Annotated in this window: 17 protein-coding genes; 10 read left to right on the top strand and 7 right to left on the bottom strand. The window is 71.2% G+C overall.

The window, feature by feature from the left end:
- Positions 1–51: 51 nt before the first annotated feature.
- The gene (locus tag ACZ5WG_RS18475) at positions 52–666 is read left to right on the top strand and encodes a 5-formyltetrahydrofolate cyclo-ligase (protein WP_468724340.1); all 615 of its coding nucleotides are present in this window, start codon (positions 52–54) and stop codon (positions 664–666) included.
- Here ACZ5WG_RS18475 and ACZ5WG_RS18470 read toward each other — a convergent pair.
- Positions 656–3,490: a penicillin acylase family protein gene (locus tag ACZ5WG_RS18470; protein ID WP_468724338.1), complete on the bottom strand. Its 2,835-nt coding sequence runs from the start codon at positions 3,488–3,490 to the stop codon at positions 656–658. The genes ACZ5WG_RS18475 and ACZ5WG_RS18470 overlap by 11 nt on opposite strands.
- Positions 3,491–3,779: 289 nt before the next feature.
- Between ACZ5WG_RS18470 and ACZ5WG_RS18465 the strand changes: the two genes are divergently transcribed.
- From ACZ5WG_RS18465 to ACZ5WG_RS18440, 6 genes are all read left to right on the top strand, one after another.
- Entirely contained in the window at positions 3,780–5,237 is a 1,458-nt protein-coding gene (locus tag ACZ5WG_RS18465) for a potassium/proton antiporter (protein WP_468724336.1), read from the top strand.
- 399 nt (positions 5,238–5,636) lie between these two features.
- Positions 5,637–7,031, top strand: coding sequence for an MFS transporter (locus ACZ5WG_RS18460; RefSeq protein WP_468724335.1), 1,395 nt, complete (start codon positions 5,637–5,639; stop codon positions 7,029–7,031).
- Positions 7,032–7,098: 67 nt separating this feature from the next.
- Positions 7,099–7,401, top strand: a complete 303-nt coding sequence (locus ACZ5WG_RS18455; RefSeq protein WP_468724334.1) for an FmdB family zinc ribbon protein — start codon at positions 7,099–7,101, stop codon at positions 7,399–7,401.
- Between the two features lie 91 nt (positions 7,402–7,492).
- Positions 7,493–8,326 carry an S-methyl-5'-thioadenosine phosphorylase gene (locus ACZ5WG_RS18450; RefSeq protein ID WP_468724332.1) on the top strand — a complete coding sequence of 278 codons (834 nt, stop codon included), beginning with the start codon at positions 7,493–7,495 and terminating at the stop codon, positions 8,324–8,326.
- Between the two features lie 115 nt (positions 8,327–8,441).
- Positions 8,442–8,999 (top strand): carboxymuconolactone decarboxylase family protein, encoded by a 558-nt coding sequence (locus ACZ5WG_RS18445; protein ID WP_468724330.1) that lies wholly within the window; start codon positions 8,442–8,444, stop codon positions 8,997–8,999.
- Between the two features lie 125 nt (positions 9,000–9,124).
- A complete protein-coding gene (locus ACZ5WG_RS18440) occupies positions 9,125–9,283 on the top strand; it encodes a hypothetical protein (protein WP_468724328.1) in 159 nt (52 codons plus the stop codon).
- A 16-nt stretch (positions 9,284–9,299) separates the two neighbouring features.
- Here the strand turns inward: ACZ5WG_RS18440 and ACZ5WG_RS18435 are convergent, their stop codons facing one another.
- Entirely contained in the window at positions 9,300–10,280 is a 981-nt protein-coding gene (locus ACZ5WG_RS18435; protein ID WP_468724327.1) for a quinone oxidoreductase family protein, read from the bottom strand.
- Positions 10,281–10,395: 115 nt separating this feature from the next.
- On the opposite strand from ACZ5WG_RS18435, the gene ACZ5WG_RS18430 reads away from it, so the two are divergent.
- From ACZ5WG_RS18430 to mscL, 3 genes are all read left to right on the top strand, one after another.
- On the top strand, positions 10,396–10,722 hold the full coding sequence (locus tag ACZ5WG_RS18430) for an ArsR/SmtB family transcription factor (protein ID WP_468724325.1): 327 nt from the start codon (positions 10,396–10,398) through the stop codon (positions 10,720–10,722).
- 147 nt (positions 10,723–10,869) lie between these two features.
- Positions 10,870–11,433 (top strand): hypothetical protein, encoded by a 564-nt coding sequence (locus tag ACZ5WG_RS18425; RefSeq protein ID WP_468724323.1) that lies wholly within the window; start codon positions 10,870–10,872, stop codon positions 11,431–11,433.
- A gap of 123 nt (positions 11,434–11,556) precedes the next feature.
- Positions 11,557–12,045: a large conductance mechanosensitive channel protein MscL gene (gene mscL / locus ACZ5WG_RS18420; RefSeq protein ID WP_468724321.1), complete on the top strand. Its 489-nt coding sequence runs from the start codon at positions 11,557–11,559 to the stop codon at positions 12,043–12,045.
- 4 nt (positions 12,046–12,049) lie between these two features.
- On the opposite strand, the gene ACZ5WG_RS18415 is transcribed toward mscL, so the two are convergent.
- The 5 genes from ACZ5WG_RS18415 to ACZ5WG_RS18395 form a co-directional block, all read right to left on the bottom strand.
- Entirely contained in the window at positions 12,050–12,271 is a 222-nt protein-coding gene (locus tag ACZ5WG_RS18415) for a hypothetical protein (protein ID WP_468724320.1), read from the bottom strand.
- Positions 12,272–12,338: 67 nt separating this feature from the next.
- Positions 12,339–12,470: a hypothetical protein gene (locus tag ACZ5WG_RS18410; protein ID WP_468724319.1), complete on the bottom strand. Its 132-nt coding sequence runs from the start codon at positions 12,468–12,470 to the stop codon at positions 12,339–12,341.
- Positions 12,467–12,835, bottom strand: a complete 369-nt coding sequence (locus ACZ5WG_RS18405; RefSeq protein ID WP_468724317.1) for a hypothetical protein — start codon at positions 12,833–12,835, stop codon at positions 12,467–12,469. Before ACZ5WG_RS18405 ends, ACZ5WG_RS18410 begins: the two co-directional genes overlap by 4 nt.
- Complete coding sequence (locus ACZ5WG_RS18400; protein WP_468724316.1) at positions 12,832–13,491, bottom strand: QcrA and Rieske domain-containing protein; 660 nt, start codon at positions 13,489–13,491, stop codon at positions 12,832–12,834. The genes ACZ5WG_RS18405 and ACZ5WG_RS18400 overlap by 4 nt, the downstream gene beginning before the upstream one ends.
- A complete protein-coding gene (locus tag ACZ5WG_RS18395) occupies positions 13,488–14,087 on the bottom strand; it encodes a 4Fe-4S dicluster domain-containing protein (RefSeq protein WP_468724314.1) in 600 nt (199 codons plus the stop codon). The genes ACZ5WG_RS18400 and ACZ5WG_RS18395 overlap by 4 nt, the downstream gene beginning before the upstream one ends.
- Position 14,088: the final 1 nt, after the last annotated feature.

Raw genomic sequence — 14,088 nt, 5'->3', positions numbered from 1 at the left:
CGGTAAATAAGTCCGCCTTCACCCCTATTTGAAAGGAAATCAGAGTCAGCTGTGGTATGGAACCCGCCGAACCCGTCCGAAAAGGCCGGGCTGCGCCGAGAACTCCTGGCCGCCCGCCGTGCCCTGTCCCCCGAATTCCTGCGTACGTCGGCCCTCGCGCTCTCCCGCTCCGCTCTTGAACTGCCCGAACTGGCCGATGCGCACACCGTGGCCGCGTACGTCTCCGTCGGCGCCGAACCCGGCACCCGCGATCTGCTGGACGCCCTGCGCGCGGCCGGGAAGCGGGTGCTGCTGCCCGTCCTGCTGCCCGACAACGACCTCGACTGGGCGGCGTACGAAGGACCGGGCAGCCTCGCCGAGGCCGCCCACCCCGGCAAGATGCGGCTGCTGGAGCCGGCCGGGCCCGGGCTCGGGCCGGACGCGGTCGCCGGCGCCGACGCCGTCCTGCTGCCGGGGCTGGCCGTGGACGGCCGCGGGATGCGCCTCGGGCGCGGCGGGGGCTCGTACGACCGGGTGCTGGCACGTCTGGCGCGCGCCGGGGCGCATCCCGCGCTGGTCGTGCTCCTCTACGACGAAGAGGTGGTCGCGCGGGTCCCGGAGGAACCGCACGACCACCCCGTTCAGGCGGTCGCCACCCCGTCGGGGGTGATCAGATTCACGGCTTGAGCGTCAGTGTCTCCACCGTCGCCTTGTCCACGGCCTCTTTGCCGAAGGGCCAGTCCAGCAGCTCGCCCTTGGCCCACATGTCCGTCTGGTCGTAGTAGTTGTCGTGGTACGCGTGGCCCGAGGCGCCGGTCAGGTTGATCCAGCGGGACTTGTCCAGGTCACTGAGGTTCACGATCATCCGCATCGACGGGACCCAGGTGACCTTGTACCCGCTGGAGGCGTTCCAGCCGGTCGCGTTCACGGTGGCCTCGCCGCCGCCCAGGTTCCACGGGCCGCGGTTGAGGAGCCACTGCAGGAAGCCGGGGCCCTCGGTGCCGATGGTCTGGTTCTTCAGCGTCAGCTGGTGCAGGCGGCCCCAGCTCCAGGTGGACTGGTCCTTGCCGAGCTTGGCGGTCAGCTCCCAGCGGGCGTCCTTCATGGCCCGCGCGAACAGCTGGTCGCGGGTGGCGGTCGCCGGCTGGTTGCGGGCGGCGGGCGTCTGCCACCAGGCCGACTTCTCGTCCTTGACCAGGCGGCGGACCACCTCGAACCAGCGGTCGCCGCCGTCCGGCTGCGCCGAGTCGGAGTCGCGCGTACCGCACTCGCGGACCGTCTTGGCCAGGTCGTCGACCGGACCGCTGGTCTCCTCCTGGACGTTCATGCAGCTGCCCTCGATCCGCAGCTCCTTCGGCATCTTGTCGCCGAAGGACAGCTTGAGGATGTTGCGCCAGACGGCGTTGAAGTACGCGGCCGCCGCCGAGTCGGCCTCCTGCGTGTAGTTCCAGCCCTCCAGCAGCTTCTGCGCGGAGCGCACGTCGGGGTCCGAGACCTCGATCTTGGCCAGCATCGGGGTGAGCAGCGCGGCGATCTCGCTGCTGTTGTCCGTCTGCATGGTGCGCATGTCGTCGGTGGAGATCTTGCCGTTGTCCTTGATCTTCGCCTCGATGAGGTCGTTGATCCGCTGGCTGCGGGCGCCGTAGCCCCAGTCGGTGGTCAGCACGTACGGGTACTTGCCCGCGCCGGTGCCGCTCTCCACGACCGCCTGGTTCGCGGTGACGATGTAGCCGCGCGCCGGGTTGTAGTCGTACGGCATCTCGTCCTGCGGAATGTAGCCCGCGTTGCCGTCCTTGCCGCCCTTCCAGGCGTACTTGGAGTCCCAGCCGGGGGCCGGCATGCGGCCGTCGCCGGCGCCGCGGACCGGGATGCGGCCCGGGGCCTGGTAGCCGATGTTGCCCTTGCCGTCGGCGTAGATCAGGTTCTGGGACGGCACCTCGAAGTCGCGGGCGGCGGCGCGGAAGCCCGCGAAGTCCTTGGCCCGGTCGAGGCTGAACACGGCGTCCATCGACTTGCCCGGGTCCAGGGCGGTCCAGCGCAGGGCGACGGCGTAGCCGTTGCCGCGGTCGGGGGCCGAGCTGGAGACGGGGGCGCGGCTGCCGACCGTGCCGAGCTCGTCGCTGCGGTCGGAGATCAGCGGACCGTTGTTGGTGGTACGGACGGTGATCTTCTTGCTGGTGCCGCCCGCGATCTTGATGACCTCTTCACGGGTCGTGAAGGGCACCACCCTGTTGTCGTAGACGTAGCCCTCGGGCTTGACCTGCTCGAGGTAGAGGTCGGTGACGTCGGCGCCGAGGTTGGTCATGCCCCAGGCGATGTCGGCGTTGTGGCCGATGACCACGCCCGGCATGCCGGAGAAGGTGTAGCCGGCGACGTCGTACTTGCACTGGTTCGACACCGCGCGGCAGTGCAGGCCCATCTGGTACCAGACCGAGGGCAGCTGCGGGGACAGGTGCGGGTCGTTCGCGAGCAGCGGCTTGCCGGTGGTCGTGTACTTGCCGGAGACGACCCAGGAGTTCGAGCCGATGCCGCTGCCGTTGGGGCCGAGGATCGCGGGGATCTTGTCCAGTGTGGCGGCGAGCGAGGTGAGGGAGGTGCGCAGGCCCGCGGTCGCGCCCTGGGCGCTCGCGTTGTCGGCGAGGCCGCTCGTGACGGAGGCACCGGGGGCGGAGGCCGTCGAGGCCTGGGAGCCGGAGCCCGTGCCGGATCCGGAGCCCGTTCCCGTGGCGCCGGCGGCAGCGCCGCCGCCCTGCGGCGCGAACTTCCCGCCGTCGATCTTGCCGCCGTCGACGATCGCCTTGTTCCGGTCGAAGGGGTACGGCGGGTAGAGCTCGTCGATCTGCGCCTGCGTGAGCTTGTTGGACATCAGCGCGCGGTCGATCTCGTCCTGCATGTTGCCGCGCAGGTCCCACGCCATCGCCTTGAGCCAGGCCACCGAGTCCACCGGGGTCCACTGCTCGGGCTGGTAGTCGTCGCTGAGCTTGAGGGCGGCGTGCTCGACGGAGAGGTCCTTGCCGGACTTCCCCTTCAGGTACGCGTTGACCCCGTCGGCGTAGGCCTGCAGGTACTTCTTGGTCTCGGGCGAGAGCTTGGTCTCGTACTCCGCCTGCGCGACCTGGCGCCAGCCGAGCGTGCGCAGGAAGGCGTCGGTCTCGACCTGGCCGGACCCGAACATCTCGGAGAGCCGGCCGGAGGTCATGTGGCGGCGGACGTCCATCTCCCAGAAGCGGTCCTGGGCGTGGACGAAGCCCTGGGCGCGGAAGAGGTCGTCGTCGTTGTCGGCGTAGAGCTGGGGGATGCCGTGGGAGTCGCGTTTGACCTCCACGGTCCCGGTCAGGCCGGGCACCTTGAGGGTGCCGGTGGCCTGGGGGAACGAGGCGCGGACGTTGTCCATGCTCCAGTACGTCCCGTACCCGAAGCCCGCGAGGAGCGCCAGGACCAGCACGAGCACGATCAGACGGGCGCGTCGTCCCCTCTTTTTGACGGAAGGGGCGGTTTCGTTGGCGGGCATCGCTGTCCTTAGAGGGGCAGGGTGGTCCTGGGAGTGCTGGGAGCAACCATAGGCGCAGGACCCTGTCCGTTGATCCGCCAGGGGTCGAGGTGACGAGGACAGGGCCGAACAGGGGTTTCACAATGTGGTTATCGCGTAAAGGGCGCGTCAAATATTAGGTAAGGTAACGAAGTACCTGCCGATCTTGCCGGACTTGTCGCCTGGAGGAACGTTCCACCTGGTGCCTTGAGGAAAGGGCCGCCCGCTGACCGTCCACACGCTCAATGAGCTCCTGCTGGTCTGCTCGCTCGTGCTGCTCGTCGCCGTCGCGGCGGTACGCATCTCTTCACGCAGCGGCCTCCCCAGCCTGCTCATCTACCTCGGCATAGGCATCGCGATAGGCCAGGACGGCATCGGCAACGTCGTTTTCGACAACGCCGAACTGACCCAGGTCATCGGCTACGCAGCGCTCGTCGTGATCCTCGCCGAGGGTGGTCTGGGCACCAAGTGGAAACAGATCAAGCCCGCCCTCCCGGCCGCGATCGTCCTGTCCCTGGTAGGCGTCGCGATCAGTGTCGGCGTCACGGCGGCCGGCGCCCACTACCTGGTCGGACTGGACTGGCGCCAGGCCCTGCTGATCGGTGCGGTCGTCTCCTCGACCGACGCGGCGGCCGTCTTCTCCGTCCTGCGCAAGGTGCCGCTGCCCGCGCGGATCACGGGTGTGCTGGAGGCCGAGTCCGGATTCAACGACGCCCCCGTCGTCATCCTGGTCGTCGCCTTCGCTTCCGTCGGCCCGGTGGACCCGTGGTACTTCCTGATCGGCAAGATCGCCCTCGAGCTGGCGATCGGCGTCGCGATCGGCCTGTCGGTGGGCTTCCTCGGGGCGTACGGCCTGCGGCACGTGGCCCTGCCCGCCTCCGGCCTCTACCCGATCGCCGTGATGGCGATCGCCGTGACGGCGTACGCGGCCGGCGCGATGGCGCACGGCTCCGGCTTCCTCGCCGTCTACCTGGCGGCCATGGTGCTCGGGAACGCGAAGCTCCCGCACTGGCCGGCGACCCGGGGGTTCGCGGACGGGCTCGGCTGGATCGCCCAGATCGGCATGTTCGTCCTGCTCGGCCTGCTGGTCACCCCGCACGAGCTGGCCCAGGACTTCTGGCCCGCCGTGGTCATCGGGCTGGTCCTGACGATGGTGGCGCGGCCGCTGGAGGTCTTCGTCAGCCTGCTGCCGTTCCGGCTGCCCTGGCAGGAGCAGGCCCTGATGTCGTGGGCGGGGCTGCGCGGCGCGGTGCCCATCATCCTGGCGACCATCCCGATGGTGACCGGGATCGAGGGCAGCGACCGCGTCTTCAACATCGTCTTCGTACTGGTCGTCGTCTACACCCTGGTCCAGGGGCCGACCCTGCCGTGGCTCGCGCGCAAGCTGGAGCTCGGCGCCGGCGACGAGGGCGCCGCCGACCTGGGGATCGAGTCGGCGCCGCTGGAGAAGCTGCGCGGGCACCTGCTGTCGTTCGCCATCCCGGACGCCTCGCGGATGCACGGCGTCGAGGTGAGCGAGCTGCGGCTGCCGCCGGGGGCGTCGGTGACGCTGGTCGTCCGCGACGCGAAGAGCTTCGTACCGCTGCCGTCGACCGTGCTGCGGCGCGGGGACGAGCTGCTGGTGGTGGCCACGGATCCGGTACGCGACGCGGCCGAGGCCCGGCTGCGTGCCGTGGCCCGGGGCGGCAAGCTGGCCGGATGGCTCGGCACCGGCTCGAACGGGGCTTGAGCGGGGCCGGTCCCCGACTCGAACGGAGAGTTAGAGCGCCGTTCTAATTCTGTGTTTTCGGGGGTTTGCGGGCCGTTTCGCCACGCTTTACCGTCCTACGGAATGCCAACTTCCAGTTAATCGCAGGTGAAGGTCCACCCTGTCGCCGGAATCACAGGACACACACCCGGTCTGCCTGTACGATAAAGGCACACCACATCGAACCAACTCTGCCTGACGCAGAGCTGGCGCGACCGCAAAGCGGCCGTGGCACCCTCCCGCAGTGGGCGCCCAGGTATCACTCGGTTCTGCGCAAGAGGACAGCTCTCGGGGCTCCCACATGTACGGGTGCGGTCGCTCACGAGGCGGCACACCGTCCGCAGACGGGGACGCTCTACCAGGCAGCGGAAAGGCCAGGCCGTGACATCCGCGGTCACGACCGACAAGTCCGCACGCCCCGGTTACGGGCAGCTCCTGCGCACGCCCGGCGCCATCGGCTTCGTTCTCCCGGGATTCGCCGCCCGGCTCCCGTTCGGCATGCTGACCATCAGCATCCTGCTGCTCGTGCAGCACACCACCGGTTCCTACGGCAGCGCCGGCATCGTCGCCGCCGTCACCGGCATCTCGATGGCGCTGTCCGCCCCGGTGATGGGCAAGCTCACCGACCGCCGCGGCCAGAGCGCCGTCCTGGTCCCCGTCGTCCTCATGCACTCCGCCGCCGTCAGCACCCTCGTGGCGCTCGCGCTGCTGGGCGCCCCCGTGTGGGCGCTGGCGCTGGCCGCCGTCCCGGCCGGCGCCTCCGTCCCGCAGGTCGGACCGATGGTCCGGGCCCGCTGGGCGGCCCGGCTCGAGGGCTCACCGCTGCTGCCGACGGCCGCCGCGTTCGAGTCCGTCACCGACGAGTTCACCTTCGTCGTCGGCCCGGTCCTGGCCACGGCCCTGTGCACCGGCGTCCACCCGGCCGCCGGCCTGATCACCGAGGCCGTGCTGACGCTGGCCGGCGGCCTGGTCTTCGCCGCCCAGCGCGCCACGCAGCCGAAGCTGCACGCCGCCGCGGCCGGGGGCGAGAAGCACGCTTCCGCGCTGTCCTTCCCCGGCCTGCGCGTCCTGATCGTGGCCTTCCTGGGCATCGGCGCCGTCTTCGGCGGCATGCAGGTGTCGCTGGCCGCCTTCTCGAACGAGATCGGCAACCCCGGCGCGAACGGCCTGCTCTACGGCATCTTCGCGGCCGGCAACATGACCGCGGGCATCGCCTGCGGCGCCATCGCCTGGAAGATCGGCCCGCGCCGCCGGCTGCTGCTCGGCTACGCCGGCCTCACCGTGGCCGCCTCGGTCCTGTGGACCGCCCACTCGATGATCCTGCTGGGCGCGCTCGGCCTGGTCGTCGGCCTGTGCATCGCCCCGGCACTGATCACCGGCTACACGATGATCGAGTCGCTGATCCCGGCGAACGCCCGGACCGAAGCCTTCACCTGGCTGACCGGTGCGGTCGCCTTCGGTCAGGCCACCGCCGTGACCCTGGCCGGCCGCCTGACGGACGCACACGGGTCCTCGTACGGCTTCCTGGTGCCCATGGCGGGCACCGTGCTGGCGCTGGCGACCCTGCTCGCGCTGCGGTCGAAGCTGGCTCCGAAGGCCCCGAGCCGGATCATCAGCTCGTCGACGGGTCCCGTCGCCGGCGCGACCGCCTCGCAGGCCGGTACCCAGGCCGTCGCAGAGGCCGCCACCGCGGCCGCCGCACCGGCCGGGCAGGCCCCTGGTGCGCGGGTGAACGAGCGTGGTCTCGGTCACCGCGTGCCGGTGACGGTGGACTGATCGGCCGGAATACGTCACCATGGAACGTCGTTAGCACTCATAGAGTCAGAGTGCCAGGAGGAAATTCGTGCCGACCTACCAGTACCAGTGCACCGAGTGCGGTGAGGGCCTTGAGGCCGTGCAGAAGTTCACCGATGACGCACTGACCGAGTGCCCGAACTGCCACGGACGCCTGAAGAAGGTGTTCTCCGCGGTCGGCATCGTCTTCAAGGGATCCGGTTTCTACCGGAACGACAGCCGCGGCGCTTCGTCGAGCAGCACCCCTGCCTCGAAGCCGTCCACGCCTGCCGCCCCGGCGGCTTCGTCTTCGTCGACGTCCAGCACGTCTTCGACGTCGAGCTCGAGCAGCAGCTCCACCTCGGCTGCCTGATCCGCGCGCTCTGATCTCGTCCGTTCTTCGCAAGGCCCCGTCGCCCCTTCCGGGCGGCGGGGCCTTGTGCATGCCCGGCTAGGGTGGCCGCATGGCTAACGCAGAGATCGGTGTCATCGGCGGCTCGGGCTTCTACTCCTTCCTGGAGGACGTCTCCGAGGTCCGGGTGGACACCCCGTACGGGCCCCCGAGCGACTCCCTCTTCTTCGGCGAGCTGGCCGGGCGGCAGATCGCCTTCCTCCCGCGCCACGGCCGCAGCCACAAGGTCCCGCCCCACAAGATCAACTACCGGGCCAACCTGTGGGCGCTTCGTTCCGTGGGCGTGCGCCAGGTGCTCGGCCCGTGCGCGGTCGGCGGGCTGCGCACCGAGCACGGTCCGGGCACGCTGCTCGTTCCCGACCAGCTGGTCGACCGTACGAAGTCCCGGGCGCAGACCTTCTTCGACGGGGAGCCGCTGCCCGACGGAACGGTGCCGAACGTCGTGCACACCACCTTCGCCGACCCGTACTGCCCGGTGGGCCGCTCGGTGGCGCTGGCGGCGGCGCGGGGGCGGGCGTGGGAGCCGGTGGACGGCGGCACGATGGTCGTGATCGAGGGCCCCCGGTTCTCGACGCGGGCCGAATCGCAGTGGCACGCGTCGATGGGCTGGTCGGTCGTCGGCATGACGGGCCACCCGGAAGCGGTCCTCGCGCGCGAGCTGGGGCTCTGCTACACGTCGATGGCGCTGGTCACCGACCTGGACGCGGGCGCGGAGACGGGTGAGGGCGTGTCCCACACGGAGGTCCTGAAGGTGTTCGGCGAGAACGTGGGCCGCCTGCGCGAGGTCCTCTTCGACGCGGTGGCGGCGCTGCCGCCGACGGAGTCCCGCTCCTGCCTGTGCACCCACGCGCACGACGGCTGGGACCTGGGCATCGAGCTGCCGTAACCGACCCCGCAGGCATCGGAGAAATCCGAGGCGGGCTGTCACATTCCGGAGGGCTGTCCGGTCTCGGCTGGTGAAGGACCGACGAGACCGACCGACCGTCCAGGAGGCGACCGCCATGTCGCGCATTTCGCTCACCCCGCCCCGCACCCTCCTCATGCGCATCGGCGCCTGGTATTCGCGCCGCAGGTACGGCAAGGTGCTCGACCCCGGCCAGGCGTACGGGCACAACACGCGCGTGCTGTTCACGTACGTACGCCTCGAACAGCAGGCGGCGAAGTGGCACGCCCTCGACGCCGGGCTGAAGCACCTCGCGGTGATGGCGGCGGCGGCCCGGATCAACTGCTCGTGGTGCATGGACTTCGGCTACTGGGAGGGCCTGGAACGGGGGCTGTCGGCACGGAAGGTCGGGCAGGTGCCGCGGTGGCGGGAGAGCCGCGAGACGTTCACGGAGCTGGAGCTGCTGGTCATGGAGTACGCCGAGGCCATGACGGAGACCGAGCCGGCGGTCACGGACGAGCTCGCCGCGGAGCTGATCGCGCGCCTGGGAGAGGCGGCGTTCGTCGAACTCACCGCGATGGTCGCGCTGGAGAACTGGCGCTCGCGGGCCAACCGCGCCTTCGGCCTGACCAGCCAGGGCTTCTCGGAGGCCTGCGAGATCCCGGCCCGGCCGTGAACCGCACGATGGCAGGGTGATCGACGGCGGCAGGACGACGGTCGCCCTCGACTTCGCCGGCCGCCGAGGCGCTCCTCCGGGAGTTCCCCGGGCTGCGGGTGCTCGCGCCGACGGTGGTCACGAGCATGACCGGGAGCGGCCTCGCCGCCATCGGCATCGGCATCGGCATCGGCATCGGCGCGACGACCGGCGAGCAGGTGCTGCGGCCGGCCCGGCTGCGAGGCCGTCGCCGACCTCGCGGCCTCGGCCGGCCCGGCTGGCGGCGGGTCCGGGAGGGCGGGTAGCGGCCCCGGATCGGCCTCACTCCCCCGCGACGCGGAGCAGCAGCTTGCCGGTGGTGGTGCGGGTGTCCATCAGCCGGTGGGCCTCGGCGGCTTGGGCGAGGGGGAACTCTGCGGTGACCGGCAGTTCGACCTTGCCGCTCGCGGCGAGCCGGAAGGAGTCTGCGGCGAGGGCGCGCAGCGCCTCGGGGTCGTCCTGGGCGAGGGTGAGGACGGAGAAGCCGCCGACGGAGAGTCCGCGCGGGTTGAGCTCGGGCTGGCCGATCTGCCAGGGTGCGGCTCCGCCGGCGTTGCCGTAGGCGACGAGGCGGCCGTAGCGCGCGAGGGAGTCCAGGCTGCGGCGGAAGGTCTCGCCGCCGACGGGGTCGAGGGCGAGGTCGACTCCGCGGCCGCCGGTGGCGCGGAGCACGTCCGCGGTGAAGCCGTCGCCGACGAACACCTCGTCGTAGCCGTACTTGAGGGCTTCTGCGGCCTTTTCGGGGCGGGAGACCACGCCGTAGACGGCGCGGGCTCCGGCGAGCCGGGCGACCTGGGCGGCAACGGTCCCGATACCGCCGGCCGCGCTCTGGACGAGTACGGTCTCCCCGGCGCGCAGCCGGCCGACCTCGTGCACGAGCCCCTGGACCGTGGGCAGGACGGTCGGCAGGGTGGCGGCGGTGCGCAGGGAGATGCCCTCGGGGAGCGCGAAGACGGTCGCGGCACGGGCGACGGCGACCTCGGCGTAGCCGCTGTGCGAGGTGAGGGCGGCGACCTCCTGGCCGGGGCGCAGGCCCTCGACTCCGGGGCCCACGGCCCGGATGCGGCCGGAGATCTCGAGGCCGGGGCGGAAGGGCAGGGCCGGGACCCGGTAGCCGTGGGCCCGGGCCAGGACGTCGGCGAAGTTGACTCCGGCGTAGGCGACGTCGACGGTCACCTCATCGTGGGCCGGCTCCGGCACCGGGACCTCGGTGGCGTGAAGGACCTCGGGTCCGCCGAACTCGTGGAACTCGACTGCGCGCATGACTGGTACCCCCGGCTAGACTGTTCAATGAAAAGCGAACACTGCGGTGACGCGACTGTACGGTTTTCATCGAACATTCCGCAAGAGCGCAAGCCCGCTGCAGGGAGGAACCGCGATGGGACACCGGGCCGAACCCGAGCACACCCACCCCGACGACGTGCCCGTCCAGGCCGCCCTCGCCGCACTCGCCGACCCGGTGCGGCTGCAGCTCGTACGGGAACTCGCGGGTGCGGGCGACTGGGAGCGCAGCTGCGGCACCTTCGACGTACCCGTGGGCAAGGCGGCCCTCAGCCACCACTTCGCGGTGCTGCGCGGCTCCGGGCTGCTGGAGCAGCGCGACCAGGGGCGGGGGCGCGTCAACCGGCTGCGGCGCGCGGAGTTCGAGGCCCGCTTCCCGGGGCTGCTGGCGCTGGTCCTGCGCGCCGAGAGCGCCGAAGCCTGACGGGCGCTCACCCCTGGGGGTGACGACGTTGTCCACAGGCTGGGGATCGTCCACAGGTGCGAGCGGGATTCGGCGCGGCGGCGGATCGTGAGGGTGTCCGGGCGCTGGACCCGGGCACCGGAACTCAGCTCACTGGTGGTGGCCGTCATGTCCAAGACCTCGCGCGTCTCTTCGCCTTCGACCCCTTCCGTCCCTTCCGTTCCTTCCGTTCCTTCCTCTCTTTCCGCTCCCTCTACGTGTCCCCCTGCGCGTCCGGTACCGGCCTTTCCCCCGCTTCGCGTCGGCCGGGGCGGGGACCGGCTGCGCCGCGCCGTACGGCGTCGGCGGCGGGCCGCGTCGGCCGGGCTGGCCGTCCTGGCGGCCGCGCTGGCGGTGGTGGGCGGGACGGAGGCGCAGGCTTCGCGGGGCGCTGCGCCACCGGAGGTGAAACCGCCGCCTGCGGCGGTGCGGTGGGTGTCGGCGCCGGTGCGCATCGCTGACGCGGCGACGGTGCGGCTGCTGCGGCCCGGGGACCGGGTGGACGTGGTGGCGGCGGAGCGCGCCGGCCCGCCGCGGGTCGTTGCCGCGGGGGCCCGGGTCGCCGGAGTACCCGATCCGGAGAAGGGCGTTGGGGACGGCGGGGCGCTGGTGGTCCTGTCGGTCCCCCGGGACACCGCGCGGGCTCTCGTGGGGGCGGGCGCGGTGGCACGACTGGCGGTGACGTTGTGCTGAATCAGACGGGCGTGCACTCAAGTCACCACAAGCCGGGCTCCGATTGGACACGCCGTGCCCGGACTGCCGTAGCTTTCGGAACCGTTGGCTCCATGTTTGGCGGATTCGAAGAGAGGCTCAGTGGTGAGCGAGAAGAAGAAGGAGAGCGTCCTGGCAGGCTTCAAGGCCTTCCTGATGCGCGGCAACGTGGTCGACCTGGCGGTGGCGGTCGTCATCGGCGCCGCGTTCACGAACATCGTGAACTCCGTGGTGAAGGGGATCATCAGCCCGCTGGTGGGCGCCGTCGGCACGAAGAGCCTGGACGGCTACACGTCCTGCCTGAAGGGCCCCTGCGGCATCGACGCGAAGGGGGCGGCCATCGGCGTCAACATCCTCTGGGGATCGGTGCTGAACGCCGCACTGACCTTCCTGATCACGGCCGCGGTCGTCTACTTCCTTATGGTGCTGCCGATGGCGAAGTACCTCGCCAAGGTGGAGCAGCGCCGCCGGGCCAAGGAAGGCGTCCAGGAGACCATGGAGATCACCGAGCTGGTGGTGCTCAAGGAGATCCGGGACGAACTGATCGCCCAGCGCCAGGGTGGCGGACCCGGCCGCCCCGGGTCGGGGTACTAGCAGGTCAGAGGTGGTGCGGCGGCTTCTCGTCGAGGAAGCGGGCCAGGTCTGCGGCGCTCCCGCCGGCGGGCTGCCGCTCGCCCCATCCACGGTCGGTGTCGTCCGCGGACTGCTGGTCCAGCGGGTCGTCGAAGACGAGCCGGGGCTTGGGCTTCGCCGCGGGCGGGGCATCGGGCCGGGATTCGGGCTGCGAGGACTGCGGGTCGGAGGCGGGGGCGGTGCTCATGCCTCCAGGGTACGGCCGCCCCCGGTCCCGCCCCCGTCCTCGCCCTTGCCCTTGCCTTCGCCCGGGGTCAGGGGCCGGCGGTCAGCCAGAACAGCTGCGACGGGGAGAAGCCGGAGCCCACGTCGTTCATATTGACCACGGTGACCCGGCGGTGGGAGCGCACCGGGGACGGCGTGGGCGTGGGTATGGACGTGGTCATCGGTCCTTCGGGTCGAGGAGCCACAGGCCGAGCACGGCGAGGAAGGACAGGATCAGGAATCCCGCCCCCCACCAGGCCGTGCCGGTGTTGCCCTCCATCCATTCGTTGACGGTCACGGTGAACGCCCAGAGCTGGCCGGTCACAACGGTGAGGGCCAGGGTCAGACGGGCGTTGAGCTTGGAGGACCGCTCCGGCTCCTGTTCGGTGCCGGCGCCCGGGCCGGGACCCGTGTGCCGGATCCGCGGGTCTCCGTAGCCGCTGGTGGGGCGGATCTGCGGATACCGCTCGTGCACCGGCCGGTTCAGCCGGGGCTCGGCACTGCCCGGCCGGTAGTCCGGGCGCGGAGGCAGCTGCCGGTCGCTCATGTCCGCCTGCTCTCGGTGGCGCGGTCCGCGCCGGGACAACCGAGCCTGCGGGCCATGTCGGGGCGTGACCCGCCGAACTGCCGGCACAGGGCTTCCTTCGCCGGCTCTCCCGACCGGGCGGTCGCGACGGCCCAGACGCTGCCGTCGATCTCCTCGGTCAGGAAGATCCTGGGGAGCGGGCGCGGCGGCGGGCCTGCCGTCACCTCGCCGGTACGGGCATCGAAGACGCCCTCGTGGCAGGGGCAGTACAGCTCCCCGCCGGTGCCCCGGTCCTCGCGCCACAGCACGGCGCAGGCCAGGTGGGTACAGACGGCGGAGTAGCCGACGAGGGAACCGTCCGACAGCCGTACCGCCAGGGCCCGGTCCTCGTCCCCGGGGAAGCGGAAGGCCATGGACTCGCCCGGCGCCAGCTGGTCGGTGACCTTCTTGGCCGGGGGCAGGGTCTCGCTGTCGCCGTGCCGGTGCAGGATGCCGGAGGCGACGCCGACGCCGCCGATGGCGAGGCCTCCGGAGACGGTGGCCACGATCCGCAGGTAGTCGCGGCGGGTGGTGAGGGAGTCGGCACTGATCCGGTCGCGCAGCTGCCCGGCGGCCTCGTCGGCGACGGTCCCCGGGCCCGGCCCGGGAGCCCGCGGGGGCGGTTCGGTGAGGCTCATCGGACATCCACTCCGTTGATCTCGACGACGGGCAGGCCGCCGGGGACGGGCCACTGGACCTTGTCCGCCGGCACGACCATCGCCACGCCGGTGCTGACCACCACGTCGCCGAACGCGAAGGAGTCCGCGACCTGCACGCCGGGGCGCTCCACCTGGAGCTCCTCGAGGGTTCCGTAGAAGAGGGCGCCGGTCGGGCAGACGGTGGCGCACATGGGTGCGAGGCCGTAGGCGGTGCGGTCGTAGCAGAGGTTGCACTTCATCTGCAGCTTCGCCTGGAGGTCGATCTTCGGGACGCCGAAGGGGCAGGCGTTGACGCAGTTGGCGCAGCCGATGCAGCGGGTGGTGTCGGCCTGCTGGACCACACCGTCGGCGGTCACCAGGATCGCGTCGGCGGGGCAGACCTCGGCGCAGGGCGCGACCGGGTCCTCGCAGTGCATGCAGACGGTCGGAAGGGAGGCGACGGAGATGCCGGGCTCGGTGTAGTCCAGGTGGATCATCGATTTACCGCGGTGCGAGTCGCATTCGCGGCAGGCGGAGACACAGGCCTGGCAGCCGATGCAGCGCCCCGGGTCGATGAAGATCGTGCGGCCCATCATG

Source organism: Streptomyces sp. NPDC032745 (assembly GCF_055579465.1).
Note: the sequence above shows the minus strand (reverse complement) of the source record. Positions and strands in the feature narration are given on the sequence as shown.

Coding starts and splice junctions, on each gene's coding strand:
- ACZ5WG_RS18470 (WP_468724338.1), bottom strand. CDS start 3,490: ATGCCCGCCAACGAAACCGCCCCTTCCGTCAAAAAGAGGGGACGACGC.
- ACZ5WG_RS18450 (WP_468724332.1), top strand. CDS start 7,493: ATGGCTAACGCAGAGATCGGTGTCATCGGCGGCTCGGGCTTCTACTCC.
- ACZ5WG_RS18445 (WP_468724330.1), top strand. CDS start 8,442: ATGTCGCGCATTTCGCTCACCCCGCCCCGCACCCTCCTCATGCGCATC.
- ACZ5WG_RS18440 (WP_468724328.1), top strand. CDS start 9,125: ATGACCGGGAGCGGCCTCGCCGCCATCGGCATCGGCATCGGCATCGGC.
- ACZ5WG_RS18435 (WP_468724327.1), bottom strand. CDS start 10,280: ATGCGCGCAGTCGAGTTCCACGAGTTCGGCGGACCCGAGGTCCTTCAC.
- ACZ5WG_RS18430 (WP_468724325.1), top strand. CDS start 10,396: ATGGGACACCGGGCCGAACCCGAGCACACCCACCCCGACGACGTGCCC.
- ACZ5WG_RS18425 (WP_468724323.1), top strand. CDS start 10,870: ATGTCCAAGACCTCGCGCGTCTCTTCGCCTTCGACCCCTTCCGTCCCT.
- ACZ5WG_RS18415 (WP_468724320.1), bottom strand. CDS start 12,271: ATGAGCACCGCCCCCGCCTCCGACCCGCAGTCCTCGCAGCCCGAATCC.
- ACZ5WG_RS18410 (WP_468724319.1), bottom strand. CDS start 12,470: ATGACCACGTCCATACCCACGCCCACGCCGTCCCCGGTGCGCTCCCAC.
- ACZ5WG_RS18405 (WP_468724317.1), bottom strand. CDS start 12,835: ATGAGCGACCGGCAGCTGCCTCCGCGCCCGGACTACCGGCCGGGCAGT.
- ACZ5WG_RS18400 (WP_468724316.1), bottom strand. CDS start 13,491: ATGAGCCTCACCGAACCGCCCCCGCGGGCTCCCGGGCCGGGCCCGGGG.
- ACZ5WG_RS18395 (WP_468724314.1), bottom strand. CDS start 14,087: ATGATGGGCCGCACGATCTTCATCGACCCGGGGCGCTGCATCGGCTGC.